Annotated in this window: 26 protein-coding genes; 23 read left to right on the forward strand and 3 right to left on the reverse strand. The window is 53.8% G+C overall.

Translation table 11 applies throughout. The features are described 5' to 3' along the window. Positions 1-5: 5 nt before the first annotated feature. The 9 genes from tuf to DEALK_RS05835 all read left to right on the forward strand — a co-directional run bounded on the left by tuf (position 6) and on the right by DEALK_RS05835 (position 4,942). Positions 6-1,208: an elongation factor Tu gene (gene tuf / locus DEALK_RS05800; protein ID WP_058439341.1), complete on the forward strand. Its 1,203-nt coding sequence runs from the start codon at positions 6-8 to the stop codon at positions 1,206-1,208. A 3-nt stretch (positions 1,209-1,211) separates the two neighbouring features. Further along, positions 1,212-1,376, forward strand: coding sequence for a 50S ribosomal protein L33 (gene rpmG / locus DEALK_RS09810; protein WP_083496372.1), 165 nt, complete (start codon positions 1,212-1,214; stop codon positions 1,374-1,376). 17 nt (positions 1,377-1,393) lie between these two features. Beyond that, positions 1,394-1,645, forward strand: coding sequence for a preprotein translocase subunit SecE (gene secE / locus DEALK_RS05805; RefSeq protein ID WP_058439342.1), 252 nt, complete (start codon positions 1,394-1,396; stop codon positions 1,643-1,645). A gap of 29 nt (positions 1,646-1,674) precedes the next feature. Beyond that, complete coding sequence (gene nusG / locus DEALK_RS05810) at positions 1,675-2,208, forward strand: transcription termination/antitermination protein NusG (RefSeq protein WP_083496373.1); 534 nt, start codon at positions 1,675-1,677, stop codon at positions 2,206-2,208. Positions 2,209-2,230: 22 nt separating this feature from the next. Continuing rightward, the gene (rplK, locus tag DEALK_RS05815) at positions 2,231-2,653 is read left to right on the forward strand and encodes a 50S ribosomal protein L11 (protein ID WP_058439344.1); all 423 of its coding nucleotides are present in this window, start codon (positions 2,231-2,233) and stop codon (positions 2,651-2,653) included. Position 2,654: 1 nt separating this feature from the next. Further along, the gene (gene rplA, locus DEALK_RS05820; RefSeq protein WP_058439345.1) at positions 2,655-3,368 is read left to right on the forward strand and encodes a 50S ribosomal protein L1; all 714 of its coding nucleotides are present in this window, start codon (positions 2,655-2,657) and stop codon (positions 3,366-3,368) included. A 201-nt stretch (positions 3,369-3,569) separates the two neighbouring features. Beyond that, positions 3,570-4,109, forward strand: a complete 540-nt coding sequence (gene rplJ / locus DEALK_RS05825; RefSeq protein WP_058439346.1) for a 50S ribosomal protein L10 — start codon at positions 3,570-3,572, stop codon at positions 4,107-4,109. Between the two features lie 30 nt (positions 4,110-4,139). Next, positions 4,140-4,520 (forward strand): 50S ribosomal protein L7/L12, encoded by a 381-nt coding sequence (gene rplL, locus DEALK_RS05830; RefSeq protein ID WP_083496374.1) that lies wholly within the window; start codon positions 4,140-4,142, stop codon positions 4,518-4,520. Between the two features lie 173 nt (positions 4,521-4,693). Next, on the forward strand, positions 4,694-4,942 hold the full coding sequence (locus DEALK_RS05835; RefSeq protein ID WP_058439347.1) for a hypothetical protein: 249 nt from the start codon (positions 4,694-4,696) through the stop codon (positions 4,940-4,942). A gap of 2 nt (positions 4,943-4,944) precedes the next feature. Here the strand turns inward: DEALK_RS05835 and DEALK_RS05840 are convergent, their stop codons facing one another. Next, positions 4,945-5,613, reverse strand: coding sequence for a DUF502 domain-containing protein (locus DEALK_RS05840; protein ID WP_058439348.1), 669 nt, complete (start codon positions 5,611-5,613; stop codon positions 4,945-4,947). Beyond that, positions 5,610-7,136 carry a YifB family Mg chelatase-like AAA ATPase gene (locus DEALK_RS05845; RefSeq protein ID WP_058439349.1) on the reverse strand — a complete coding sequence of 509 codons (1,527 nt, stop codon included), beginning with the start codon at positions 7,134-7,136 and terminating at the stop codon, positions 5,610-5,612. Before DEALK_RS05845 ends, DEALK_RS05840 begins: the two co-directional genes overlap by 4 nt. A gap of 243 nt (positions 7,137-7,379) precedes the next feature. Between DEALK_RS05845 and nusA the strand changes: the two genes are divergently transcribed. From nusA to DEALK_RS05910, 14 genes are all read left to right on the forward strand, one after another. Further along, positions 7,380-8,861 (forward strand): transcription termination factor NusA, encoded by a 1,482-nt coding sequence (gene nusA, locus DEALK_RS05850; protein WP_058439350.1) that lies wholly within the window; start codon positions 7,380-7,382, stop codon positions 8,859-8,861. Continuing rightward, positions 8,848-9,138 carry an RNase P modulator RnpM gene (gene rnpM / locus DEALK_RS09625; RefSeq protein ID WP_065128713.1) on the forward strand — a complete coding sequence of 97 codons (291 nt, stop codon included), beginning with the start codon at positions 8,848-8,850 and terminating at the stop codon, positions 9,136-9,138. Before nusA ends, rnpM begins: the two co-directional genes overlap by 14 nt. Beyond that, positions 9,131-10,909: a translation initiation factor IF-2 gene (gene infB / locus DEALK_RS05855; RefSeq protein WP_058439351.1), complete on the forward strand. Its 1,779-nt coding sequence runs from the start codon at positions 9,131-9,133 to the stop codon at positions 10,907-10,909. Before rnpM ends, infB begins: the two co-directional genes overlap by 8 nt. Further along, on the forward strand, positions 10,906-11,268 hold the full coding sequence (gene rbfA / locus DEALK_RS05860) for a 30S ribosome-binding factor RbfA (RefSeq protein WP_058439352.1): 363 nt from the start codon (positions 10,906-10,908) through the stop codon (positions 11,266-11,268). Before infB ends, rbfA begins: the two co-directional genes overlap by 4 nt. 17 nt (positions 11,269-11,285) lie before the next feature. Then, positions 11,286-12,230: a tRNA pseudouridine(55) synthase TruB gene (gene truB, locus DEALK_RS05865; protein WP_058439353.1), complete on the forward strand. Its 945-nt coding sequence runs from the start codon at positions 11,286-11,288 to the stop codon at positions 12,228-12,230. 160 nt (positions 12,231-12,390) lie between these two features. Then, complete coding sequence (locus tag DEALK_RS05870; protein WP_058439354.1) at positions 12,391-13,509, forward strand: inositol-3-phosphate synthase; 1,119 nt, start codon at positions 12,391-12,393, stop codon at positions 13,507-13,509. Positions 13,510-13,550: 41 nt separating this feature from the next. Continuing rightward, entirely contained in the window at positions 13,551-14,702 is a 1,152-nt protein-coding gene (locus DEALK_RS05875) for a glycosyltransferase family 4 protein (protein WP_058439355.1), read from the forward strand. Continuing rightward, positions 14,699-15,283: a CDP-alcohol phosphatidyltransferase family protein gene (locus DEALK_RS05880; protein WP_058439356.1), complete on the forward strand. Its 585-nt coding sequence runs from the start codon at positions 14,699-14,701 to the stop codon at positions 15,281-15,283. The genes DEALK_RS05875 and DEALK_RS05880 overlap by 4 nt, the downstream gene beginning before the upstream one ends. Positions 15,284-15,378: 95 nt before the next feature. Further along, the gene (locus tag DEALK_RS05885) at positions 15,379-16,665 is read left to right on the forward strand and encodes an adenylosuccinate synthase (protein ID WP_058439357.1); all 1,287 of its coding nucleotides are present in this window, start codon (positions 15,379-15,381) and stop codon (positions 16,663-16,665) included. A gap of 112 nt (positions 16,666-16,777) precedes the next feature. After that, positions 16,778-18,136: a dihydrolipoyl dehydrogenase family protein gene (locus tag DEALK_RS05890; RefSeq protein ID WP_058439358.1), complete on the forward strand. Its 1,359-nt coding sequence runs from the start codon at positions 16,778-16,780 to the stop codon at positions 18,134-18,136. A gap of 74 nt (positions 18,137-18,210) precedes the next feature. Beyond that, positions 18,211-18,999 carry a sensor histidine kinase gene (locus DEALK_RS05895; RefSeq protein WP_083496375.1) on the forward strand — a complete coding sequence of 263 codons (789 nt, stop codon included), beginning with the start codon at positions 18,211-18,213 and terminating at the stop codon, positions 18,997-18,999. Continuing rightward, the gene (locus tag DEALK_RS05900; RefSeq protein ID WP_058439360.1) at positions 18,996-19,694 is read left to right on the forward strand and encodes a response regulator transcription factor; all 699 of its coding nucleotides are present in this window, start codon (positions 18,996-18,998) and stop codon (positions 19,692-19,694) included. Before DEALK_RS05895 ends, DEALK_RS05900 begins: the two co-directional genes overlap by 4 nt. A gap of 86 nt (positions 19,695-19,780) precedes the next feature. Beyond that, complete coding sequence (locus tag DEALK_RS05905) at positions 19,781-20,989, forward strand: NAD(P)H-dependent flavin oxidoreductase (RefSeq protein WP_065128715.1); 1,209 nt, start codon at positions 19,781-19,783, stop codon at positions 20,987-20,989. Then, positions 20,989-21,708 (forward strand): carbon-nitrogen hydrolase family protein, encoded by a 720-nt coding sequence (locus tag DEALK_RS05910; protein WP_058439361.1) that lies wholly within the window; start codon positions 20,989-20,991, stop codon positions 21,706-21,708. The genes DEALK_RS05905 and DEALK_RS05910 overlap by 1 nt, the downstream gene beginning before the upstream one ends. Here the strand turns inward: DEALK_RS05910 and DEALK_RS05915 are convergent. Beyond that, positions 21,705-22,604: an amino acid--tRNA ligase-related protein gene (locus DEALK_RS05915; protein WP_058439362.1), complete on the reverse strand. Its 900-nt coding sequence runs from the start codon at positions 22,602-22,604 to the stop codon at positions 21,705-21,707. The genes DEALK_RS05910 and DEALK_RS05915 overlap by 4 nt on opposite strands.

Here is a 22,604-nt window from a genome sequence, read left to right on the forward strand (position 1 = left end):
TTCAAATGGCTAAGCAGAAGTTCGACCGCAGCAAGCCGCACGTAAACGTCGGCACCATCGGGCACGTTGACCACGGCAAAACTACTTTGACCGCCGCCATCACCACGGTGCTGGCATCTGCTGGTCTGGCTGAGAAGCGCAGTTTCGATTCCATCGATAATGCGCCGGAAGAAAAAGCCCGCGGCATGACCATCTCCATTTCTCATGTGGAGTATCAGACGGCTACCCGTCATTATGCCCATATCGACTGCCCCGGTCACGCTGACTTCGTTAAGAACATGATCACCGGCGCCGCCCAGATGGATGGCGCCATTCTGGTCGTGTCCGCCCCGGACGGACCCATGCCCCAAACTCGCGAGCACGTACTTCTGGCTCGCCAGGTTAGGGTGCCGGCCATAGTTGTCGCCCTGAATAAGGTCGATGTAATGGAAGATGAAGAACTGCTGGAACTTGTCGAAATGGAAGTCCGCGAACTGCTGAATAAGTACAAGTTCCCTGGCGATGATACCCCGGTTGTTCGCGTCGCCGCCGTCAAAGCCCTGGAGTGCGCCTGCGGCAAGAGAGAGTGCCCTTGGTGCGGTAAGATCATGAAACTCATGGATGCCGTCGACACTTTCATTCCGCTGCCGGAACGCCCCAAGGACAAACCGTTCTTGATGCAGGTTGAAGATGTATTCTCGATCAAAGGCCGCGGCACGGTAGCCACCGGCCGCGTAGAGCGCGGCACCGTTAAGGTCGGCGAAGAAGTCGAGATTGTTGGTTTGCATCACGATATTCGTAAGGTCGTGGTCACCGGCGTTGAAATGTTCCATAAGTTGTTAGATTACGCTGAACCCGGTGATGCCGTCGGCCTGCTGTTGCGAGGCGTTGAACGCGAGGATATTGAACGCGGTCAGGTTTTGGCCAAACCCGGTTCCATCAAACCCCACACCAAAGCTGAGGCTGAGGTCTATGTTCTGTCCAAAGAAGAAGGTGGCCGCCATACGCCGTTCTTCAACGGCTACAAACCGCAGTTTTATATTGGCACAACCGATGTTACCGGCAATATCGAACTTCCGGCCGGTGTTGAAATGGTTATGCCCGGCGACAACATCAAGATGAAGATCAGCCTGATCTATCCCGTGGCCATGGAAGCCGGTCTTCGCTTCGCTATCCGGGAAGGCGGCCGAACTGTGGGCGCCGGCGCTATCTCGAGCATTCTGGAGTAATTAATGCCAAAAACGGAAAACCGGATTGTCATCACCTTCGCTTGCCCGGAGTGCAGTGAAAGGGTATATACTTCATCTAAAAACAAGCGAAACGACGCTAGGCGTTTAGAAATTAAGAAGTATTGCCCGCGCTGCCGTACTCACCGTTTGTTTAAAGAGACGAAGTAACGGGCTAAGGATATATAATGCCAACGGAAAAAGCAGCGAACAAGCCGCCGGCCGCAAAGCCGGCGGCACCATCGAAGCCAGCAGCGGCTCCTAAGCCTAGCTTCTTCGGTAATATCATTGCCGAACTCAAGAAGGTTAATTGGCCAACCCGCGACGAAGTCCGAAAACTGACCGTGATGGTGTTGGTAGTGGCGTTTACTGTGGGCTTGGTTTTAGGCGCTTTGGACTACGGACTTTCTTTCCTTGTCGATCAGTTCTTGCTTGACTGACGGACTCAGCGTTTTAGAGGATCAGAGTTTTGCCAGAGAACAACAGCAAATGGTACGTGGTGCACACTTACTCAGGGCATGAAGAGCGGGTGAAAAAGAACCTGGGTGAACGCATTCAGACTCTGGATCTCGGCGCGGAGATACCAAGGGTTGAGGTACCTACTGAGGAAGAGGTTGAAGTCAAAAACGGCCAGCGCCGGAGCATCCGGCGCAAGATACTTCCAGGGTATGTCATCGTTCAGATGGTTATGAATGACCGTAACTGGCAGATTGTCCGCAATACCCCTGGGGTAACCGGCTTCGTCGGCACGGCGGGCAAACCGACGCCGCTTCACCAGCAGGAAGTTGACCGTATCATCACCCAGATGGAAGCCGAAGCGCCGCGGGTTAAGGTGGGCTTCAAAAAGGGTACCAGCGTTCGAGTCATCGACGGTCCTTTCATTGATTTTATAGGTGTTATCGACGAAGTTAATACAGAAAAAGGCAAGGTCAAAGTGTTGCTTTCGCTTTTCGGGCGAGAGACCCCGGTTGAGCTTGACTTTTTACAGGTAGAGAAACTTTAACAGGCATCCGAGGAGATAGGATTTGGCTAAAAAGATTAAGGCAATTGTCAAACTGCAGATTCCGGCCGGCAAAGCCAACCCGGCGCCCCCCATCGGGCCGGCGCTTGGTCAGCACGGCGTCAATATCATGGGTTTCTGCAAAGAGTATAATGAACGAACCGCTTCGATGGCGGGCACCGTCGTTCCGGTGGAAATCACAATCTTTGACGACCGGTCATTTACCTTCGTTACCAAGACCCCGCCCGCAACAGACCTGCTGAAAAAAGCAATGGGCATCGACAAGGGCGCTGGTAACGCCGGTCATAACGCTCCCGTCGTGCTGACTCGCAGTAAGTTAAAGGAAATCGCCGCACTTAAATTGAAGGATCTTAATGCTGTTGACCTGGCTGGTGCTGAACGCATTATTGAAGGCTCGGCTCGAAGTATGGGGATAAAGGTAGAATAACATGGTTGACCATGGCAAACGTTACATCGAAATTAAAAAGTTAGCTGAACCCGGCAAGGTCTATACACCGGCGGAGGCAGTTGGTCTGGCAAAAAAAGCGGCAACCTGCAAGTTTGACGAGACCGTTGAGTTGCATCTCCGCATGGGATTAGATCCGCGGAATTCCGCCCAGGTGGTGCGCGGTGTAGCCCTCATGCCAGCAGGTCTGGGTAAAAAGGTCCGTGTTTTAGTCTTCGCCCAGGCCGATGCCGAAAGGATTGCGCGCGAAGCCGGGGCAGATTTTGTTGGTGCTGATGACCTTATCGCCAAGATTAATGAAGGCTGGACGGAATTCGACATCGCCATCGCCACCCCAGATATGATGGGTAAAGTGGGTAAACTGGGTAAGGCGCTGGGCCGTAAAGGTCTCATGCCCAATCCCAAGGCCGGCACGGTGGTTGCCGCTGGCGATCTGCCGCAAACTATCAAAGAAGCGCGCATGGGCCGCGTCGAGTTCAAGCTGGACCGTACGGCGATTATTCATGTTACACTTGGGAAAGCCAGCTTTGAGGAAAACGCGCTGATGGAGAATCTGACCTCCCTTATGGAAGCGGTAGTGCGCGCCAAGCCGGCCGGCGCCAAGGGTCAATATATTAAGAGCGCTTGTCTGACCACCACTATGGGTCCTGGTTTCATGCTGGACCTGAGACCGACCATGGCTTTAGCCGGTGCCTAACGGACCAGTTTGTGTTGAATGGCGCGCCGTGGTAGTATAGCCAGCGAAAAAAGAATATCCGAAGACAGCCGGCGTCCCGATGATCTTGGGACTTAATAAATGCCAGCCGAGGAAACACTGAGACCCTTAAGAAGAGTCGCTTTGAGTCCTTGCGTCTGGCGCGAGGACTCAAGTATTTTTAAGGAAAGGAGTTGAGATCACATGGTAAACGCTAAAATTAGGCTTAAAAAGCGGCAGACTATCGACGAACTCGAAAAGATAATTGCCGAATCCAGTGTCGCCATCATTGCCAATTACCGCGGCATTAAAACCGAAGAACTTACCGGTTTGCGCGTCAAGCTGCGTCAGAAGCAGATGGGCTTTAAAGTTGTTAAGAACACGCTGGCGCGAAAGGCTGCCGGTGGGGCCAGGAAAGACAAGCTGGTGTCGGTGTTTGACGGCCCAATCGCTATGGCTTACGGCTACGGTGATGACGTAGCCGCTCCGGCCAAACTTCTTCTGGAGCATATTGTCGCAACTAAGTCCGCCATGACTGTCGCCGGCGGCTTCCTGGGCGATCGGCCGTTAACCTCGGACCAGGTAACCGAATTATCAAAGTTGCCTCCCAAGAATGTGATGGTTGCCAAAATGCTGGGTAGCATTCAATCCCCACTGTACCGTTTAGTCGGTACCCTGAACGCCCCCCTCCAGGGGCTAGTGACCGTACTGAATGGACAATTGGAAAAACTGCAAGCCAAATAAAACTGAAAATAAAAACGGAGGGATATCTAAGTGACCACTACTGAGATCATTGCTGCGATCAAAGGCTTGAATGTCATGGAACTGGCGGAACTTGTCAAAGCTCTGGAAGCTGAATTCGGCGTGAGTGCCGCGGTGCCCATGGCCGCGGCGGCCCCGGCTGCCGGCGGAGCTTCCGCTCCGGCAGCTCCTGTCGAAGAGAAGACCGAATTTGACGTCATCCTCAAAGACATCGGCGCCAACAAGATCAACGTTATCCGCGTCGTTCGAGAACTGACCAACCTGGGACTGAAGGAGTCCAAGGACTTGGTTGAAGCTGCGCCAAAAGCCGTAAAAGAAGCCGTCAGCAAGGAAGAGGCGGCAACCGTTAAATCCAAACTGGAAGCTGTCGGCGCTACTGTCGAAGTAAAATAACTGTTAATTAAATATTTCGGCAAGGACTCCCCTCGCAAGAGGGGAGTCCTTATTTATATCTGATGCTTCTGCCGTATCCAGGTCCAATTGGGACACGTCTTGATAACATCGGGGCAACAAACTATAATTTCGCCAGGATAAACCAGACCGCTGGCTCAGGAGGAGTCTCCTTCATGGGTGAAAACGTGATCATCCTTGGCCTGGGGCTCCTTTTCATGATTATTGGTGTCATTCTGCTTTTTTCCGGTCACGGTGAAGAGCGATGGTATTATGACAGGCTGGCGCGAAAACGTGATCTCAGGGAGTTTGTGACTCATGACCCGGAACGTCCCGAACCCGGCTCGCTCAGAACCGGCGGCTGGATAGCTTTAGCGGTTGGTTTGGTGATTATCGGCGTTTGGGTTTTTTTCGGCGCCGGATAATCTCACCGGCTATCCGGAATAGTTATATCGAGATCATGCGGCGCGGCGATGCCTCCGGAAATCACCATTTTCATCGCCGTATCAACCGGCATATTGATGCGGGTTATCTCCGACTCCGGCACCACTATCAACCATCCGGAGGTGGGCACTGGCGTGGTCGGCAAATAAACCGCCACAAGTTGCTTCCCTGCTGCATCGGAAAGCTCACCGGTGACAAACCCGATTGTGCGCAGTCCTTTACGCGGATATTCCACTAGCACGACTTCCCTGAACGCCGCCCTGCTTCGGGACATGCCGGAAAGGCTGGTAATTGCCTGTTTGGAGGCATTATAAAGCTGGCCGAGCACCGGCATTCGGCCGACTAACCACTCGCCGAATTGGATGATGCGGGCGCCGACGATGTTGCTGGCCAGAATTCCTGCCAAATAAATCAAAACCACTGTAATCCCGAACCCCAGCCCAATAATCTCCCGCCCGAAGACAATAGCGATTATCGGCTGAAGTATGCTGTCGATCGTATTGAAAAACCATATAAGTGCCAGGGTGACCAGAGCGGCCGGCACAATCACCAGCAGCCCGGTGATGAAATTGCGACGCATATTCCGGATCAGCCAGTGCTGGTTTTCTTTACCGCCTGGTGTTTGCTGGCGGTTCTCCATCGGATATTTCATCCTCCCTCGACGACCAACCGCGGTCTGTATTGCAGGGCTTCAGCCATGTGATGAGCCAGAATTGATTCGGCTCCTTCCAGATCAGCAATCGTCCGAGCCAGGCGCTGGGTCCTGTGGAAAGCTCTGGCTGAGAGGGAAAGTTGGCGCATGGCAGTGCGCAACAGGCTTTCCGCCGCCGGATCCAGTTTGCAATAACGCTTGATTTCGGGCGCCGTCATATCGTTATTGGCTACCAGGTGGGTACCGCTGAACCGCCTGGTTTGTATCTGCCGTGCCGCGGTTACCCTGGAGCTTATCGATTCCGAAGTCTCGCCCTGATGCTCGCCTGACAATTTATCGTAATTAACCCGGGGCACATCAATAAAGATGTCCACTCTATCCAGGAACGGGCCTGAAAGCCTTGCCTGGTATTTTGTAATTGCAGAAGGCGGGCACCGGCACTCTTTCAGGTTATCTCCGAAATAACCGCACGGGCAGGGATTCATAGCGCCGACCATCATGAAATTAGCCGGGAAAGTTACCGAACCCTGGGACCTGGAAATGGTGACCAATCGATCTTCAAGGGGTTGTCGGAGCACTTCGAGCATGTTGTGGCCAAATTCCGGGAGTTCATCGAGGAACAGCACCCCGCGGTGGGAAAGTGTGATCTCTCCAGGCCGTGGCCAATGGCCCCCGCCGACCAACCCGGCGGCGGAAGTAGTATAATGCGGCGATCTAAAAGGCCGTTCCCGAACTAAAGCCGTACCGGGCCGGAGGCAGCCGGCGACGCTCATAATTTTGGTCACTTCCAGTGCTTCAGCGTTAGTCAACGGCGGCATAATGGTGGTCAAGGCCCGAGCCAGCATGGTTTTGCCGGAACCGGGTGGACCGGACATAACAACATTGTGAGCCCCGGCAGCCGCCACCTCAAGGGCGCGTTTTACATGTTCCTGACCTTTAATGAAAGACATGTCAACCCCTTTAGCCGGCAGGTCCGCAGCCTCAGCCGGCCGGGGCGGGCATTTCGGAGCCGGGATATTCCCAGCCAGGAATTCCGCCAGTTGTAACAGGCTTTCAACCGGAATAATTTCTGCGCCTTCAACCAAAGATGCTTCGAACGCATCTTCAGCTGGAACCACGACGCGCCGGTATCCTTTCTGAAGGGCGAGCGCTACCATTGGTAAAATTCCCGTGGTGTGTCTGAGCCTGCCTTCAAGAGATAATTCTCCAAGGACGATCAGGCCGCTGACATCAACGTTTAGCTGTCCGGAACTCATGATTATGCCCAGAGCGATAGGCAGGTCGTAAGCAGGGCCGGACTTTTTAAAATCTGCCGGGGCCAAACTGGCCACGATGCGTTTTGTTGGAAATACGAAACCAGAATTCCGCACCGCATAACGCACCCGTTCGCGGGCTTCCTGAATAGCGGTATCAGGAAGCCCGACGATAAAAAAATTGGGTAATCCGGGGGCAATATCAACCTCGACCTCGACAATGGTGCCTTCGAGGCCGAGCAGGGCGCAGGTCATGACGCGCGCTAACATAGAGCCGCTCTATGTTAACCACACGATGGGACGGTGTCAAACGGAAATTCACTAATTCAACGATATCTTGCCGAGTCCGATACAATTGTTTAAGAATACGATTTGACCGTTATCAGGTATAACATCTGTTGCATTCTTTTGCTTGCCGTGTTATACTCGTCAGCAGTCGAAGAGAACCTGCGAAGTGGGTTAAATCCCACTTTTTTATTGCCGCGATTTTATAAAGGAGGGTGCAAAACCGGGATGAAGAGCGATTTCCTGCTCGCCATCACACAGCTCTCCGCCGAAAAAAACCTCTCCAAAGAGGTAGTTCTGGCGGCTGTTGAAGCAGCTCTGGTTTCCGCCTATCGCAAGGAGAGTTTTGCCCCCAACCAGAATATTCAAGCCAAGATAGATCCGCAGACAGGCCGAGTCAGGGTCTGGGCTGAGAAGACGGTTGTCGAAGCCGTTGAAGATCCCCGCAAGGAAATCACCCTGGCTGAAGCCCGAAAAGTCCAACCTGGCATTCAGATGGGGGAGCCCGTTATCGTCGAAGCGACGCCCCATGATGCCGGCCGCATCGCCGCTCAGACCGCCAAGCAGGTTATTTTACAACGGCTTCACGAAGCTGAGAACACTGCCATCGTCGATGAGTATGCCGGCAAGGCCGGGGATATAGTCTCCGGCTTAGTTCAGCGTATCGAGCCGAAACAGACCATAGTTGACCTCGGCCGGGCTGAAGCGGTGATGCCGTCCTCAGAGCAAGTATATTCGGAACGACACCGTCCCGGGCAGCGCATACGGGCTTACCTTGTTGAAGTAGCCAAGGGAATTAAGGGACCGCTGGTGATACTGTCCCGTTCCCACCCCGGGCTACTGCGGCGTCTGTTCGAGATGGAAATCCCGGAGATATTTTCGGGCATGGTCGAAATTAAAGCAGTTGCCCGTGAAGCCGGCGCCAGAAGCAAAGTGGCGGTTTCAGCCCGTCAGTCGGGCATTGATCCAGTCGGTTGCTGCGTCGGTCTGCGCGGCATTCGCATCCAAAATATTGTTTCTGAATTAAACGGGGAAAAAATTGATGTGGTGCCCTGGAGCGGGGATTCTGCGACGTTTATTGCCAATGCGCTGTCTCCGGCTCAGGTAGTGCGAGTTATCTTAAATGAGAGTGAAAAATCCGCGACAGCTATTATTCCTGACCGGCAGCAGAGCCTGGCTATCGGCAAAGAAGGGCAAAACGTCCGTCTGGCAGTAAAACTAACCGGCTGGCGGATTGATATTAAGAGCGTTACAGAATACGAAGCCACACACCCGGCAGTTCCCGAAGCGCCTCCGGTCAAGACGCCGGAACCGCTTGTCATAGCACAACCGAAAACCCCGGAAAAACCGCCGGAAAAAGCGGTGGAAAAAGCTCATGAAAAGCCCGCCGCTAAACCGGTGGAAAAAATTGAAAAACATGTTGAGACTCCGGTTCCGGTGGTTATCGAACCTGTGGTCTTCACTGCGCCGGAAACAACCCCTGCTGCCGCTCCGGAAGAGGTCGGCGTGGCATTATCGCTTAATGTTCCTGAAAAGACGCCGGCTGCCGCCGGAAGCAAGTCAGGAGTACGTTTCGCTGAAGATATCCTCGGGCGGTCGGCCGACCGTGTGGACCGGAAGAAGAAAAAGAGCCGGGATGATGACGGCGGCAAGGGCAAGAAAAAGCGTCACGGCGGCGCCGGTGAATTCGATACCGATGAATACGACTAAAAAGCAGCCTCAGCGGACTTGTGTTGCCTGCCGTTCGGTCGGCGGCAAGCGCGGTCTGCTCCGCGTCGTGCGTACTCCGGAGGGGAGAGTATTACTTGATCCTTCGGGGCGTTTGCCGGGCCGCGGCGCTTATTTCTGCCGCGAAAACGCTTGTCTAGCAGCGGCGGTTAAAGGCGTTCAGTTGGAACATATTTTGAAAGTAAAAATGATTTCGGAAGATCGTGAAACCTTGAAAACCGCGCTGGGCGAAATACTTAAGGAGCAGGCCGTTGTCTGAGGAACGAAAAGAAGCGCCGGTTCGGGCAAGCCTACCGCAGGGCGGCAAGATCGTCGAACTGCCGGCCGCTGTCAGCGTGCGCCAACTGTCTCAGGCTATCCGCCAGAATCCCATCGAAGTCATCAAGCAATTGATGCGGAATGGCTTGATGGCAAATATTAACGAAGTCATTGACTATGAAGCCGCCGCCAAAATAGCCGCGGATTTCGGCATTGAAGTCAGGCCGCAGGCTATCCGTTCGGCGGCCTCTCGGCGCAAAAAGCCGGAACATGAGGAAACCAAGCACCTCCCGCTGCGCCCGCCCGTCGTCACCATAATGGGTCACGTCGACCATGGAAAAACCCGCTTGCTTGATGCGATTCGACAGACCCATGTTATGGAATCAGAAGCCGGCGGCATCACCCAGCACATCGGAGCTTATCAGGTAGAAGTCAAAGGCCAAAAAATTACTTTTTTGGATACTCCGGGTCATGAGGCTTTTACCGCCATGCGCGCCCGCGGCGCCCGAGCTACCGACATCACTGTACTCGTGGTTGCTGCGGATGACGGCATCATGCCTCAGACGCTTGAGGCAATAGATCACGCCCGTGCGGCCGGTGTACCGATTATCGTAGCCATCAATAAAATTGATAAGCCCGGAGCCAATGCAGACCGGGTCAAGCAGCAGCTGGCTGACCATGGTTTGGTGGTCGAGGATTGGGGCGGTGACACCATCGCCGTTGGAACCTCAGCCAAGGAACGCCTGGGTATTGACGACCTGCTGGAGAACATCCTTCTGGTTGCTGAGATGGAAGACCTGCATGCCGATCCGACCCTCCCCGGTACCGGAGTCGTTATCGAGGCCGAGATGGACAAAAGCCGTGGAGCGATGGCCACGGTCCTGGTGCAGAACGGTTCGCTTAAGGTAGGCGACATCGTCGTCGTCGGCGAAACCTTCGGCAAGGTCAAAGCCATGTTCAATGATCAAGGCAAACACCTCAGAAAGGCCGAGCCAGCCACACCGGTAGTGATCATGGGCCTCCCGGTCGTTCCCGGCGTCGGCGATACCCTGGCATCGGTAGACTCTGAACGGCAGGCGCGCCAGATACTGTCGGAGAAGAAGGCAGTCAAAAAACCGGTTTCGGTCAGCTTGGCCAGCCTGCATGAGCAGATCGCTTCGGGTAAGGTCAAAGAACTCAATATTATTCTTAAAACCGACGTTCAGGGTTCCATTGAGCCAATTCGTACCTCACTGGAGAAACTGGCAACCGATAAATTAACCGTTCACATCATTCACTCGGGTACCGGTAACGTTACCGAAAATGATGTTATGCTTGCTATCGCTTCCCACGGCCTGGTCATCGGCTTTTCAACGGGAGTCGAGTCCGGCGCCACCCGCCTGGCTGACCAGGAAAAAATTGACATCCGCCGGTATGACATCATCTACAACCTCATCGAAGATGTCGATAAGGCGCTTAAAGGCTTGATTGAACCGGAGATCGTTGAAGTAATAGAAGGCCGTGCCGAGGTGCGTGCCGTTTTCCCGGCCGGCAAAAAGGCTAAGGTCGCCGGGGTTTATGTCACCGAAGGCAAAGCCGCCCGTGGAGCCCGGGTTCGGGTACAGCGCGGCAAAGACACGCTGGCTGAAAGCCCCATCGTTTCCCTCCGGCGCTTCAAGGATGATGTCCGTGAGATCGCTGCTGGTTTTGAAGGCGGAGTAGGTTTAGAGACATTCAACGAATTTCAACCCGGCGATGTGCTTGAGTTCCTGCGCAAGGAAAAGAGTGCTTGAGCCACCGCATAGAACGCATCAATCAGTTGATCCGCAAGGAAATCAGCGAGCTTTTACAGCGCGAAGTCCGCGACCCTCGCCTGTCAGGTTTGATTTCAGTCACCGCCGTTGAGACTGCGGCGGATCTGCGTTTTACTAAAGTATTTGTTAGCCATCTGGCAGGCAGTGAACATAAAGAAGAGTTACTCAGAACTTTGAATGCCGCCGCCCGCTTTTTCCGGGGCGAATTAGGCAAGGTCCTCGAACTGCGCTACGTGCCTGAAATCGCCTTTTATTGGGATGATTCCATTGAACGCGGTGACCAGTTGTCCCGTTTGATAGATCAGGCCAACAAATCCGACGCCAATATCGCGGGCTAACGGTGGCGGTGCAGCCCATGCGACAGGTCTCAGGTGCCAAACAACTGCCTATAAGCAAGCTTGACGGGTGGCTAAACATCGACAAGCCATCTGGCATGACTTCCTATCAGGTGGTAGCCAGGCTTAAATACTTGACCGGTCAACGGCACGTCGGCCACGCCGGAACCCTTGATCCCGCGGCAACCGGGGTCCTGCCAATCGCCTTCGGTAAAGCCGCACGCACCATAGAATTCCTCCATCGGGTCTCCAAGACCTACCGGGCCGTCATAGAACTTGGGGTAGAGACCGATACCCTTGATGCCGAAGGTAAAATTATTTTTCGCCACGATCCATCTGGAGTCAGCCGTTCTGATATGCAAGCAACACTCGGACAATTTATCGGCGATATCCAGCAGGTGCCGCCGCTATTCTCGGCTCTCAAGAAGAATGGCCGGCCGCTGTACGAACTGGCCCGCCGCGGCGAACCAGTCGAGGTGGTTCCGCGGAAAGTGACTATTTACGGCATTGAACTGATAGAATTCACCGCACCGCTGGCCACTATTGAAGTCGAATGCGGTTCGGGGACTTACATCAGGTCTCTGGCCCGCGACCTGGGGCAGACCTTAGGAGTGGGTGGCCATCTAAAATCTCTGTGTCGTACCCGCTACGGGCCGTTTGACATAAAGAACTCTATCGCCTTTAACGGTCTGCAGTCCGCTTCCGATGTCGAGGCGTTTCTGCTACCCGTTACCGCTGGCATTGGATATCTCCCTGCGTTGACACTTAATGAGGATATCGCAAGGAAAGTTGCCAACGGCATTCTGCCGCCGGAAGTTCTTTCCCAGCTGAACTGTGAAACAGCCTACAGCCTGTGCTGGCCGAACGGTGGTTTACTGGGGCTTATCGATATAAGTATAGCCGGAAAGTATCGTTTAAAAGTGCTTGAAAGCTTTAATAACCTACCTGGCCGGGCGGATTCTTGACATTATCCTGCCAATGAATAATGATATGGGGCTGAAATTACGAACTATTTTTCCGGTATCGGATGGAATATCGAGGCCTGCTATCTCTTTTAACACGGGGACAAAATTTCCCCATCCAACCAGCGCGTAAAACGGAATCTGAAAAAGGAGTTCTCAAAACTTGGGTAAAATTAACGTAGCCATTATCGGAGTCGGCAATTGTGCCTCATCATTCGTTCAGGGTGTTTATTACTACCGCAAAGCTAAAGAAACCGAATTCGTCCCCGGTCTCATGCACGTCAACCTGGGCGGCTACCATGTTTCCGATATTGAATTCGTAGCGGCTTTCGACATCGACAAAAATAAAGTCGGCAAAGATCTGTCAGAAGCCATTTTCACCGCCCCCAACAATACCTTCAAATTCACCGATGTACCCCTGTCGGGTGTTAAAGTTGAACGCGGCATGACCCACGACGGCCTGGGCAAGTACCTGTCTCAGGTCATCGAAAAAGCCCCTGGGCCTACAGCCGATATCGCCGGCATCCTGAAAGCCAAAAAGGTTGATGTCGTTATCAACTATCTGCCGGTTGGATCCGAAGAAGCTACTAAATGGTATGTCGAGCAGGTTTTAGAAGCCGGCTGTGCTTTCATAAACTGTATTCCGGTATTCATCGCCCGGGAAAAGTATTGGCAGGACAGGTTTATAAATAAAGGGCTGCCGATCATCGGGGACGACATTAAAAGCCAGGTAGGAGCTACCATCGTTCACCGTGTGCTGACCCACCTTTTCCGAGAACGCGGAGTCAAACTCGAGCGCACCTATCAGCTTAACTTCGGCGGCAACACCGATTTTCTAAACATGCTGGAAAGGGAGCGCCTGGAGAGTAAAAAGATCTCCAAGACTAACGCTGTTTCTTCTCAACTCGATTACAAGATGAGTCCCAATGACATTCATGTCGGTCCCTCCGACTACGTTCCCTGGCTGCAGGACCGGAAATTCTGCCATATACGCATGGAAGGCCGCACCTTCGGCGACGTTCCATTGCTTGTTGAATGTAAACTCGAAGTCTGGGACAGCCCCAACTCCGCTGGCGTGGTTATCGACGCGGTGCGCTGTGCTAAACTGGCGCTGGATCGCGGTCTCAAAGGGGCGCTTTTTGCGCCTTCGTCTTACTTTATGAAATCGCCGCCGGAGCAGTATACCGACGCACAGGCTCACGAAGCCACTGAAGCTTTTATTTCTGAAAGCGTCGCCGAACTTCAGTCCGCCAAGAAAACGCCTTCCAAAGAGGCTAAATAGGCATTCGCCGGCCTTATAATGAGTGATAGGGGCAGGGGTCGGTGAAGATAGCCCTGGTGGCGCCTTATGATTTCGCTTATCCAGGCGGGGTGGCTAATCATGTTGCCGCGCTGGCAAATCAACTCACCGCACTGGGGCATGAAGTACGCATCATCGCCCCGGCTTCCGGTCCGGTGACGCTTTTCGGCGACCGCTTTATCCGGATCGGCACGCCCCGTCCGCTGCCGATGTCCGGTTCTGTGGCGAGGGTGACTCTTTCAGTCAGTCTGGCTAATACCATCAAAGCCACCCTGGCCAAAGAGCGATTCGACATCATTCATCTCCACGAACCCTTCATGATCATGTTGTGCTCGGCCATGCTCCGTTTTTCTAATTCGACGAACATCGGGACCTTCCATGCTGCTGAAGCCAAGCCGGGTTACAATTTCGCCTGGCCTATAAGCCGGCTGATGCTCAACCGCCGTGCACGTAAACTTCACGGACATATCGCTGTATCTCCTGCGGCACAGAATTACCATTCGAGATTCGTCAAAGCTGAATATACCATCATCCCAAACGGCATCGACCTTGAGCATTTCAACCCTGCCGTTAAGCCGATGGAGCAGTATTGTGACGGCAAGATAAATATCGTTTTCGTCGGACGTCTTGAAAAAAGGAAAGGCGTCAAATATCTGCTTGACGCCTTTAAAACTGTGCATAAACACTTCCCTGCCACCCGTCTGTTGATCGTGGGTCCGGGTACGCGTCTTCGGCCGAAATTCGAAAAAGTCGTTCGCCGAGCGCACCTGGAGGATGATGTCAGCTTCACCGGCGGGGTATCTTTTGCCGATCTCCCGCGATATTACCAGACTGCCGATATCTGCTGTGCCCCGGCCACCGGGCAAGAGAGTTTCGGGATTGTCTTGCTCGAGGCGATGGCTTTGGGCAAGCCGATCGTAGCTTCCAATATTCCGGGGTACGCCGGGGTTCTGACCCATGAAGGCGAAGGACTGCTGGTTAAGCCAAAAAATGCCCGCGACCTGGCCTCCGGCATCTCCCGTCTGGTCGAAGATAAGGCATTGCGGGAAAAACTGGGACGTCAGGGATTGGTGACGGTACAGAATTATACTTGGGATAAGGTTGCCCGCCGCGTTGAGTCCTACTACCGTCAGGTGCTGAATAAATGCGGTAAACCGGAGGCTGGCGGCTCATGACGCTCAACGATGCCCGCCGCAGCCTCGGCGCCAGGTTGACCGGTAGAATTTCCCGAATACTGGTGAAAGGACGCATCAGCCCAAACTTTATTACCTGGGCTGGATTTCTCGTTACCGTCGGAGCCGCCGCGCTAATCGCCTCGGGACAGTTACTTACCGGCGGTTTGGTATTCTTGTTTGCCAGTTTTTTTGATATGCTTGACGGTGCGGTAGCCAGAGCATCAAGCAGGATCACCCGTTTTGGCGGCATCCTTGATGCCACACTTGACCGCCTTTCTGAAGCAACTGTATTCGTTGGAATCATGGCTTACTTCGCCCTCGCCGGCGACGTTTTTCCGGTGGTGCTTACCGGGGCCACTCTGGCCGGCTCGCAAGTTGTCAGCTACCTGCGAGCACGCTCCGAGGCCAGCGGCCTGGAGGGGAAGGATGGCATATTTACCCGGCCGGAGCGCGTCATTGTCTTGAGCCTGGGATTGCTCACCAACTGGCTGGTGCCGGCTCTAGGCGTTATCTGTATCTTCTCCTTCATCACCGTAGCTCAGCGTTTGACCAGTGCTTACCGCCAACTCGGCGGTCAGTGACTTGACCGGTCAATTCTGCTAAAATGCTTTTTCGGCTTCCCCCCATGTCTTGAATGGGGAAGACGTGCCGAAACAGTTCTTGGGAGGGGACCACCATGCCAGTGACAATCATCGTCGGCGCCCAGTGGGGCGACGAGGGCAAGGGTAAAGTCATCGACATGCTGGCGGAACGCGCCGATGCCGTCGTCCGCTTTTCCGGCGGTGATAATGCCGGACATACGGTAATGAATTCCCAGGGTACCTTCAAGCTTCATCTGATTCCGTCCGGCGTTTTCAACCCGGACTGCGTATGCGTTATCGGCAACGGCGTCGTGGTCAATCCTGAGATTTTTATCAGCGAGCGCCGGGAACTCAACGGACGGGGTGTCAGCACTGATAACGTTTTTATCAGCGACCGGGCTCATCTGGTTATGCCATATCACATTCAGTTGGACGGACTTGAGGAGCGGGCCCGGGGCAATAAGTCTTTGGGCACTACCCTTCGTGGCATCGGCCCGGCGTTTGCTGATAAAGTCGCCCGCATGGGCATCCGTGCCGGAGACCTGCTGGATCCGGAGATCCTGCGCAGCCGGCTGGAATATGTCCTGGAGTACAAGAATAAAATACTGACCAAACTTTATGGAGAGCCCTCTTTAGAAATTGAATCGCTTTACCGGCTTTGCATCGGTTATGCCGAAGCGCTTAGAGCTAATATCAAAGAGACCTCGTCACTTTTGAACGAAATGGTGGATCAAGGCAAGTCCGTTATTCTTGAAGGCGCCCAGGGTGCTCTCCTGGATACCGATTTCGGGACTTATCCTTACGCCACCTCTTCCTCGCCGCTATCCGCCGGCGGTTGCCTCGGCGCTGGCATCGGCCCTACCAGGGTTGATAATGTGCTGGGTGTTTTCAAAGCTTATTGTTCGCGTGTCGGCGCCGGGCCTTTTCCCACCGAGTTGCTGGACGCCACAGGTGATCGTATCCGCGAACTGGCGCACGAATACGGCACCACTACCGGCCGGCCCCGGCGTATTGGCTGGTTCGACGGCGTGGCGGCGCGTTTCTCCGCCCGCATTAACGGCATGACCGGGATGGCGGTCACCCGGCTCGACATCCTGGATTCATTCGATGAAATCAAGGTCTGCACCGCCTACCGGCTTGATGGTGAAACTTTAACTGATTTCCCCGCCGAACCCGGAGCCCTCAACCGATGCCAGCCTGTTTATGAGACATTACCCGGATGGAAACAGCAGACCACCGGGCTTACAAGCCTAACTGAACTTCCGCGTCAGGCTCGTGAATTCCTCAGCCGTCTCGAAGAACTGGCCGGGTGCCAGGCGTGCTACGTTTGTATCGGTCCGGTGAGGGAACAGACGATCGAACTGAGATCTCTGACCCGATAATTTATCCCGTCAGGCAACTTCAGAGGGGCGCGAATAAAGCGCCCCTCTTGTTTTTCGTTTTTCAAACCATTGTTGAGTGTTACAATGTGATGGAGGCGTGAAACGGAAACGTATGAAAGAATACGATGTCATTATCGTTGGATCAGGGGCAGGCCTGGATATCCTTGAGGCCGCTGTAGAACACGGCTTGAAAACCGCGCTGATCGATGACGGACCGGCAGGCGGCACCTGCCTCAATGTCGGCTGCATTCCATCAAAGATGCTCATCTTCCCCGCGGATCGCGTTTTGGAGGTCCGGGAGGCGGCTCGTCTTGGCATCGCCACAGAAATCACCCAAATTGATTTTGCATCGATAATGGACCGGTCGGCCCACCTGGTAGAAGCTGAACACCTAAATGTTGAAGAACAATTGAGAAAATCCAGGGCGCTGGATTTTTACCAGGATACCGCTGAGTTTGTCGACCGCAATACTTTTAAAGTCGGCAACCGCATGATCAAGGCCAATCTGATTTATTTGGCTTCAGGCTCCAGACCGCTGATTCCTTCTATTCCCGGACTGGATCAAGTAGATTACCTGACCAATGAATCTCTGCTGCAACTGCGCGAACTTCCAAAAAGTCTTATCATCATCGGCGGCGGATACGTCGGAGTTGAATACGCGCACTTTTTCCAGGCAATGGGCTCTGAAGTCACCCTGTTGGAAATGGGACCCCGCATCGTTCCATCGGAAGAACCGGAAATATCAGAGTTGCTGCTCTTCTCGATGTCGCGGAGGCTTACGGTGCGGACCGAGAGCGTCGCTGTGTCGGTCAGACCGGCTGCCACCGGCGGCGTTACTGTTGAAATTAAGCATAAAGGGAAAAACGAAACATTAGTTGCTGAAAAACTCCTTATCGCAGCCGGGCGGCGTTCCAACGCTGACCGGCTTAAAGTAGAAAAGGCTGGCATCAAAACAGATTCTAAAGGTTATATCAAAGTCAATGCCCATCTAGAAACTAATGCCAAAGGGATTTATGCCATCGGCGATGCCAACGGCAGGGAGATGTTCACCCACACCTCCCACGCCGAAGCGGCAGTAGCCGCGGCCAACGGCATACACGGTCAGAAAAAAACCATGAACTACTGGGCGGCGCCACATGCTGTCTTCACCCACCCACAGATAGCTTCGGTAGGGCTGACCGAACACGTGGCGAGGCAGAAATACAATGTCTCTGTCGGACGGACGGATTACGCTGACATCGCGCTGGGCGGCGCTATGATGCAGCAGGAGGGGTTTGCCAAGATCATCCTGGAGCAGGAAACCGGCAAAATCCTCGGCGGGCATGTCATTGGCCCGTGGGCGTCGGTTGTCATCCAGGAGGTGGTCAACGTAATGGCCCGCCGCGGCGGGGTAGAAGATATCGGGCGGGGAATTCATATTCACCCGGCTCTATCGGAATTGATCATCAAGGCTGTCTATAATGCCGCATGAAGCGCTCGCTTATTCGAGGTGATCAGCGCTGGTGGTATTCACAACGACCAGACTAACGATTATAATCAAACTATATGAAAACCTCTGCAGTCAAAAGGCTTGAAAGGCAATCGGAAAGTGACGGAAACACCGACATTGGCGGTGGTATTATGGATTCGGAACTCTCGAGTCCGGAAGATCAGTTAAGAAGGTTACGGCAGTTCATTCCGGTTCTGGTTCATGAATTGAGGACACCGCTAACGCCTTTACTGGGAGCATCGGAGATGCTTTCGAGCGGAATAACAGAGCAGCCGTGGGCAAACCTCGCCCGGAGCATACAGTTAAGTGCCGAAAAAATGGTGCGGATGATTAATGACCTGGCTGATTTGGGGAAGTGTGAGTGCGGCGAGCTGATTTTGGAAGTTTCCGACATTGACCTGTCCATGATGTTTGGCGAGGTGGTTGAAAGCCGGAGAGTTCGCGCTGTACCGTTGGGGCTAGAACTGGTCATTGATATTCCACAATCGTTGCCGCGAATTCGAGGCGATGCCACTCGGTTGCGACAGGTTGCTTTAACCTTGCTGGAAAGCACTTTGCGACAGGTTCCCGAAGGGGGTTCCGTCCGGGTTAGCGCTCGATCAATAGATCAGAGCGTTATGGTCACCGTAACGGGTGAAGACTCGAGTCCCCGACCTCCTGACGACCTTTCCAGTCACTTCAGTGAGGATAATACGCTTGGGAAAGCTCCCAGCCTGGGCCTGTTACTTGCCAGTTATCTGGTCCGGCTTCATGAAGGGCGGGCAGGCGTTGTTATTCAAGCTGGTATGAATAGCATGTATTGGTTTAGCGTTCCGGTTAATGGACCTCAGAGGAGGGCGGCATGATTAAAATCCTTATCATTGAAGATGATGCAGAAATCGTCGAATACCTGCGGCTGGCTTTTCAGGTCAACATACCGGAAGTTGAGTTTATTTCAGCCCGCCTCGGCGCGACAGGGTTACAAAAAGCCTCCGAAGAAATGCCGGATCTAGTCATTCTGGACCTGGGACTGCCGGACATCGATGGCTTCGAAGTGCTTAAAGCGTTACGTAAGTTTCAGCGTATGCTGATTGTTGTGCTTACCGCCCGCGGCGATGAGAGGGACATTGTAAAAGGGCTGGAACTGGGCGCCGATGACTATGTTGTCAAACCATTCCGTCAAATGGAACTGATCGCCAGAGTAAGAACGCTGTTGCGGCGCCAGCCCGGCATTCCTGAACGAGAGATTTTACATTGCGGTCGGCTGGTACTCGATACGGCCCGAAACGATGTCTCCATGCCTGACGGGCGCCAGGTTGAACTTACCCGAACAGAAAGCCTGATACTTGCTCGACTGATTCGGGACTGCGGCCGGGTCGTTGAACATTCCAGGCTGGCTGAGATAATCTGGGGGGAAGATTACCCCGGATCGGTAAACGCTCTCAGGGTGTACATCGGGCGGCTGCGCCGTAAACTTGAAGCTGATGCCGCTTCGCCGTCCCTCATCGTGTCTAAACCGGGCCATGGCTACTATATTCCAGCCGGGGGTTTGACGGGATAATTTCATCGTGTCGCCGAGCGTTTCTAACTTGACGTAAACGTAAAAATAAGTTACCCTTCATTAGGTTTTCGTTCCGTGGAGAACAAATGGACATTCCCTTCGGCCGCGCCGCCGTCGCTGAGATAGAAGAAATCCTGAAATGGCACCGTCCGCCGCCGCTGCGCATCGGCCAGCATACAGCACGCCTGCCGATCGTCCAGGGAGGAATGGCGGTCGGTATATCACTTTCGGGTTTAGCTTCTGCGGTTGCTAATGCCGGCGGTATTGGGGTGATTGCCGCGCCGGGTGTCGGCTTATTCGAGCCGGATTTTTTCCAGAACTTCTTCCAAGCCAATATCCGCGGATTACGCCGTGAAATTCAAAAGGCCCGGTCAAAAACCCGCGGCATCCTAGGTGTCAACATCATGGTGGCCTTGACCGATTTTGCCGATTTAGCCCGAGCAGCCATCGAAGAGGGCATAGACATCATTTTCGCTGGCGCCGGCCTGCCGCTTAAACTTCCGGAACTGCTTGGCGAAAACCGTCACACCAAGTTGGTCCCCATTGTGTCATCAGCTCGGGCTGCCCGTATTCTATGCAAGAAATGGCAGGACGATTTTAACTACACGCCCGATGCCTTCGTCGTCGAAGGCCCCATGGCTGGCGGGCACCTGGGTTTTAAAGCTGAAGAATTAGATTCGTCTGAGAACCGGCTGGAGAACCTGGTGCCGGAAGTCATAGCGGCGGTCCAGCCGTTTGCCCAGGCAGCCGGGAGGCCTATTCCGGTCATTGCCGGCGGCGGTATTTTTACCGGGGAAGATATCTACAATATGCTTCAAACCGGTGCCGCCGGTGTCCAGATGGCCACCCGTTTTGTGGCTACCGATGAATGCGACGCTTCACCGGCATTCAAGCAGGCTTACATTGAATCAAAAGAGGGCGACGCCGTCATTATTAAAAGCCCGGTTGGCATGCCGGGGCGCGCGCTTCGTAACGAGTTTATAGATAGCGTCAATGCTGGTGCCAAAAAGCCGTTTAAATGCCCTCAGCACTGCGTCAAGACCTGCAATTACCTTGAAAGTCCTTACTGTATTTTCGTCGCATTGCTAAATGCCCAGAGGGGGCACCTGTCTGGCGGTTTCGCTTTCTGTGGAGCTAACGTGCACCGGGTGAACGAAATTGTTCCGGTCAAGAAGCTTGTCGACACCCTTGTCAAAGAGTACAAGACCCGGGCTGTCCAGGCACTGATTGACGCTATGACCCGCTATATGAATGGGCTAATGGCTTCTCCGGCACTGGGTCGCGGTCTGGCTTGATGAAGGTCGCTGTCTACCAGATGGCCGATTCCGGGGACCCGGTTCAGAATATTGCCCGAGCATACCAGGCCATCGTTAATACAGATGCCGATTTTTTTGCTTTGCCGGAGTTTTTCACAATTCCCGGCGGTGACTTTCGCCGGCCTTATACCCTCCAGACTTGCCTTGAAGAAACCGCCTTGCCTGCCCTGGAGATGTTCCGTCAGGCCAGCCGGCAGTTCCGAGGTTATATTATCGGCGGCAGCATCGTCGAACGCGATGCTGACTGCTATTACAACACCTGTTATGTATTTAAAGAAGGGGAAGAAATAACCAGGTACCGCAAGATCAACATAACCCACGAAGAAGTCGAGCTGAATATCTGTCGCGGTACGCAACCGGTGACTTTCGAGACGGAATTCGGTAAAGTCGGCTTGATGATCTGCGCTGACTGTATTTCGTGGGAAGTGGTCGAGGCTACCTGCGCCGGCGCCAAGCTGGTTTTTTTGCCGGTATCTTTAACCGATCCTAACCATCCCCCTTTTACCGGCCATCCGGTATCGGATATTATTGCCAGAAAATATGGCTCAACTGTGATTAAAATAACCCGGGTCGGCACCTTTGGCGGCAAGACGCTTTCATCCAGGAGTGCTATTACCACCCCGAGGGGCACCTATTGGGAGGCCCCGGACGCCCGGGAGCATTTCGAAGTCATTGAAATCTCGGAAACAGCCGCTTAGAACGCCACGACCTCATCAATCGAGGCGGCGTCACAGAACAGCATCACCAGGCGGTCAATTCCCAATGCCCCTCCCGCCGCCTCCGGCAGGCTTTTCAATGACTCCAGAAACTCCTCGGGCAACGCCGCTGACCGGTTCTGTTTCTCTGCGCTTTTGATCTCGATCTCGAATCTTTTACGCTGCTCCCCCGGGTCGGTAAGCTCGGAAAAAATGTTAGCTATCTCCAGCCCGCCGATGAAGATTTCGGTACGTTCTGCCAGTGACGGATCCTCAGGTTTAAGGCGGGCCAGCGAGGCCATTCCGGCAGGGAAATCATAAAGGATTAACGGCCGCTCACGGCTCAAGCCAGCCACGCCTGTTGCCAGGTCCAAGTCAAACCGCTCCAGGTCGTCGACTGTGATCGGGTTCCAGCCGCAGGCCGACATATATGCCTCGGCGACGGACAGCCGCCGCCAGGGTGGCGAAAGGTCAATGGACATGCCCTGGTAGTTTATCCGGCTTGAATTTCGAGTCGCTTCAGACAGACCGATGACCAGGGCTTCGGTCTCGGCGGCCAGCTGGAGATAGTTTCCCCCGACGCGGTAATACTCCAGCAGGGTGAATTCTTCTCGGTGTTGGCGTCCCTTTTCATTTTTTCTGAAGCTGTGACAGATTTGATATATATCTCCGCTGCCGGCTGCCAGCAGTTGCTTCATATAAAGTTCCGGAGAGGGCAGCAGCCTGCCGCGCGTAGTTTCAATTGGCTCGATGCAGGCTTCAGGAATAGGGCATTCCGCCAGCGCCGGAGTTTCAATTTCAAGATAGCCGCGTGAATATAAAAAACTCCGGGTGAGACGCAGTATCTCAGCCCGGAGTTTCAGATTGTCGAATTTTTCGGAAAGTCGCCAGATGTCCAT

This window comes from Dehalogenimonas alkenigignens (assembly GCF_001466665.1).
Classification (GTDB): domain Bacteria; phylum Chloroflexota; class Dehalococcoidia; order Dehalococcoidales; family Dehalococcoidaceae; genus Dehalogenimonas; species Dehalogenimonas alkenigignens.

Coding starts and splice junctions, on each gene's coding strand:
- DEALK_RS05890 (WP_058439358.1), top strand. CDS start 16,778: ATGAAAGAATACGATGTCATTATCGTTGGATCAGGGGCAGGCCTGGAT.
- DEALK_RS05895 (WP_083496375.1), top strand. CDS start 18,211: ATGAAAACCTCTGCAGTCAAAAGGCTTGAAAGGCAATCGGAAAGTGAC.
- DEALK_RS05915 (WP_058439362.1), bottom strand. CDS start 22,604: ATGGACATCTGGCGACTTTCCGAAAAATTCGACAATCTGAAACTCCGG.
- DEALK_RS05840 (WP_058439348.1), bottom strand. CDS start 5,613: ATGAAATATCCGATGGAGAACCGCCAGCAAACACCAGGCGGTAAAGAA.
- DEALK_RS05900 (WP_058439360.1), top strand. CDS start 18,996: ATGATTAAAATCCTTATCATTGAAGATGATGCAGAAATCGTCGAATAC.
- DEALK_RS05845 (WP_058439349.1), bottom strand. CDS start 7,136: ATGTTAGCGCGCGTCATGACCTGCGCCCTGCTCGGCCTCGAAGGCACC.
- tuf (WP_058439341.1), top strand. CDS start 6: ATGGCTAAGCAGAAGTTCGACCGCAGCAAGCCGCACGTAAACGTCGGC.
- DEALK_RS05905 (WP_065128715.1), top strand. CDS start 19,781: ATGGACATTCCCTTCGGCCGCGCCGCCGTCGCTGAGATAGAAGAAATC.
- DEALK_RS05835 (WP_058439347.1), top strand. CDS start 4,694: ATGGGTGAAAACGTGATCATCCTTGGCCTGGGGCTCCTTTTCATGATT.
- DEALK_RS05910 (WP_058439361.1), top strand. CDS start 20,989: ATGAAGGTCGCTGTCTACCAGATGGCCGATTCCGGGGACCCGGTTCAG.
- nusA (WP_058439350.1), top strand. CDS start 7,380: ATGAAGAGCGATTTCCTGCTCGCCATCACACAGCTCTCCGCCGAAAAA.
- rpmG (WP_083496372.1), top strand. CDS start 1,212: ATGCCAAAAACGGAAAACCGGATTGTCATCACCTTCGCTTGCCCGGAG.
- DEALK_RS05885 (WP_058439357.1), top strand. CDS start 15,379: ATGCCAGTGACAATCATCGTCGGCGCCCAGTGGGGCGACGAGGGCAAG.
- rnpM (WP_065128713.1), top strand. CDS start 8,848: ATGAATACGACTAAAAAGCAGCCTCAGCGGACTTGTGTTGCCTGCCGT.
- truB (WP_058439353.1), top strand. CDS start 11,286: ATGCGACAGGTCTCAGGTGCCAAACAACTGCCTATAAGCAAGCTTGAC.
- rplA (WP_058439345.1), top strand. CDS start 2,655: ATGGTTGACCATGGCAAACGTTACATCGAAATTAAAAAGTTAGCTGAA.
- secE (WP_058439342.1), top strand. CDS start 1,394: ATGCCAACGGAAAAAGCAGCGAACAAGCCGCCGGCCGCAAAGCCGGCG.
- DEALK_RS05880 (WP_058439356.1), top strand. CDS start 14,699: ATGACGCTCAACGATGCCCGCCGCAGCCTCGGCGCCAGGTTGACCGGT.
- rplJ (WP_058439346.1), top strand. CDS start 3,570: ATGGTAAACGCTAAAATTAGGCTTAAAAAGCGGCAGACTATCGACGAA.